Annotated in this window: 3 protein-coding genes and 1 pseudogene; 3 read left to right on the top strand and 1 reads right to left on the bottom strand. The window is 60.9% G+C overall.

All coding sequences use genetic code 11. The features are described 5' to 3' along the window. The coding region (locus ACTHL0_RS05510) for a LysR substrate-binding domain-containing protein (protein WP_440565583.1) at nucleotides 1–307 on the bottom strand (307 nt) is incomplete at its 3' end. Nucleotides 308–489: 182 nt separating this feature from the next. Between ACTHL0_RS05510 and ACTHL0_RS05505 the strand changes: the two genes are divergently transcribed. The 3 genes and pseudogenes from ACTHL0_RS05505 to ACTHL0_RS05495 all read left to right on the top strand — a co-directional run. Beyond that, nucleotides 490–582 carry a potassium-transporting ATPase subunit F gene (locus tag ACTHL0_RS05505; RefSeq protein WP_440565584.1) on the top strand — a complete coding sequence of 31 codons (93 nt, stop codon included), beginning with the start codon at nucleotides 490–492 and terminating at the stop codon, nucleotides 580–582. Continuing rightward, nucleotides 579–2,387, top strand: coding sequence for a potassium-transporting ATPase subunit KdpA (kdpA, locus tag ACTHL0_RS05500; RefSeq protein ID WP_440565582.1), 1,809 nt, complete (start codon nucleotides 579–581; stop codon nucleotides 2,385–2,387). The genes ACTHL0_RS05505 and kdpA overlap by 4 nt, the downstream gene beginning before the upstream one ends. 13 nt (nucleotides 2,388–2,400) lie before the next feature. Then, a pseudogene (locus tag ACTHL0_RS05495) lies at nucleotides 2,401–2,680 on the top strand (potassium-transporting ATPase subunit B); the annotation flags it as partial.

Genomic DNA, 2,680 nt, shown 5'->3' with positions numbered 1-2,680 from the left:
TGGCGATATCGTCCACGCGGCGAATCTTTGCGTGCGTTTTCAGATAAGCCGGCGAAGCGACGACCGTCCTCTCGAAAGCCGCCACCTGCCTCGCCACGACATCCTGCGGCCAGTCGCCGCCGATCCGCAGCGCCACATCGACGCCTTCGATCGCCAGATCGATGAAGCGGTCGTTCAAGGTCATGTCGATCTCGATGTCGATCTCGATGTCGGGGTACCGCTCCTTGAGGGCGAGTGCGAGCGCATTCAAATGAAGGACCCCGAAGCTCACCGGCGCCGCGTTTACACGATTTTTACGCGTGTCCATTCACTCTTATCGTGGCGTTTACTCGATCCCGTCTACGCTTCACGCTGTCCTGATCCGCTACGGGAGAGCACAACAATGGACTTTATGTATCTCGTCGGCATAGCCGTCTTCTTAGGGCTATGCGTGGCGTTGACCGCAGGCTGCGACAAGCTCCGCAACCGCGGACCGGGAGGCCGGCCGTGATGACCTGGATGACATGGCTTGCCGGCGCTTCGACGCTGCTGTTGCTGGCGTATCTGGTCTACGCGCTGCTGCGCGCGGAGGATCTGGAATGAACGCCAATAACTTTCTTCAGACCGCGCTCTTTATCGTCGTTTTGATTGGGCTGGCGTTTCCGGTCGGTCGTTATATAACGGCTGTGCTCGATGGATCGTCCTTCGTGGTGCGCAAGATCGGCGCGCCGATCGAACGGCTGCTTTACAAGGCCGCCGGCGTTGACCAGAACGCCGAAATGTCTTGGAAACACTATGCGCTTGCGGTACTGCTCTTCAATGCACTCGGCGCGCTGGTCGTTTACGGCTTCCTGCGCTTGCAACAGTGGCTGCCCGCCAATCCGCAGGCATTCGGCCCGATGACGCCCGACGCCGCTTTCAATACGGCTGTCAGCTTCGTGACAAACACGAATTGGCAGGATTACACGCCTGAATCGACGGTCAGCTATCTGACGCAGATGGCCGGCTTCACAGTGCAGAATTTTCTATCGGCGGCGACGGGCATCGCTGTGGTCATCGCGTTGATTCGTGGCTTCGCACGCCATACGGCGCAGACGATCGGCAACTTCTGGGTCGACCTGACGCGCATCACGCTCTATATCCTCGCCCCGCTCGCGACGATCGTCGCGCTGGTATTCGTCAGCCAAGGCGTGATTCAGAACTTCAAGTCGTATCAGGACGTGCCGACGCTGCAAGTCACGACCTACCAAGCGGCGAAGACCGACGCTCAAGACAATCCGGTGAAAGATGCCAAGGGCAATCCGGTCATGCAGGACGCGAAGGCCGATAAGCAGACGCTGGCCATGGGCCCGGTGGCTTCGCAAGAAGCGATCAAGATGCTCGGTACGAACGGCGGCGGTTTTTTCAACGCCAACTCGGCGCATCCCTATGAGAACCCGACGCCGCTTTCCAACTTCGTGCAGACCCTGTCGATCCTCATCATTCCGGCGGGTTTGTGCGTCGTGTTCGGCCGGATGATCGGCGATCGCCGTCAAGGGTATGCCGTGCTCGCGGCCATGACGATCGCATTCGCGGTTGCGTGCTGGGGCGAGATCTCGGCTGAACAGGCCGGCAACCCGCTGTTCACGTCACTGCACGTGGATCAAAGCGCGACGGCGTTGCAGCCGGGCGGTAATGCGGAAGGCAAGGAAGTGCGTTTCGGCATTGCGCAGACGGGCCTCTTCACGGTGGCGACGACGGCCGCATCGTGCGGCGCGGTGGACGCCATGCACGACTCTCTGACGCCGATGGGTGGCTTCACGCCGTTGCTGCTGATCCAGCTTGGCGAAGTGATCTTCGGCGGCGTCGGCTCGGGCTTGTACGGCATGCTCGTATTTGCGTTGCTGGCCGTGTTCGTGGCGGGTCTGATGATCGGCCGTACGCCCGAATACGTCGGCAAGAAGATCGAATCGTATGAAATGAAGATGGTGTCGATCGCGATTCTGCTGACGCCGTTCCTCGTGCTCGTCGGCACGTCGATCGCCGTCCTGTCGCCGCTTGGCACGGCGGGTATTTCGAACCCGGGAGCGCATGGTTTCTCGGAGATTCTCTATGCGTTCAGCTCGGCGGCCAACAACAACGGCAGCGCGTTCGCGGGCCTGACGGTCAGCACGCCGTTCTATAACGTGCTGACCGCCATTGCCATGTGGCTCGGACGTTTCGGCACGATCGTTCCCGTGCTGGCCATCGCCGGTTCGCTAGCGAACAAGAAACGCATTGCTGCGACCTCCGGCACGCTGCCGACGCATGGGCCGCTCTTCGTCGTCCTGCTGCTCGGCACGCTCGTGCTCGTGGGCGCGCTGACTTACGTGCCGGCATTGGCGCTCGGCCCCGTTGCCGAACATCTCACGATGATCTCGGGTCATTGATTTCGAGGAAAGCATGACAACTGTCACTCAACCGCCTGTCCATCGTCCCGATAATCTCGGGCAGGCACGGACCGCCGTGCGCTCGATGTTCGATTCGTCGCTGGTCAAGCCCGCTGTCATCGATGCGTTCAAAAAACTCGGGCCGCGCACGCAGTTGCGCAATCCAGTGATGTTCTGCGTCTATGTCGGCAGCATCTTGACGACGATCCTCTGGATCGCCGCGCTCTCGGGCCAGGCCGAGGCGCCGGCGGGATTCATTCTCGCCATCGCGCTGTGGCTCTGGTTCACGGTGC

The sequence above is a fragment of the Trinickia sp. genome (assembly GCF_051961175.1).
Lineage (GTDB): Bacteria > Pseudomonadota > Gammaproteobacteria > Burkholderiales > Burkholderiaceae > Trinickia.
The sequence above is the reverse complement of the archived record's forward strand: the minus strand, read 5'-3'. Positions and strand labels throughout refer to the sequence as shown.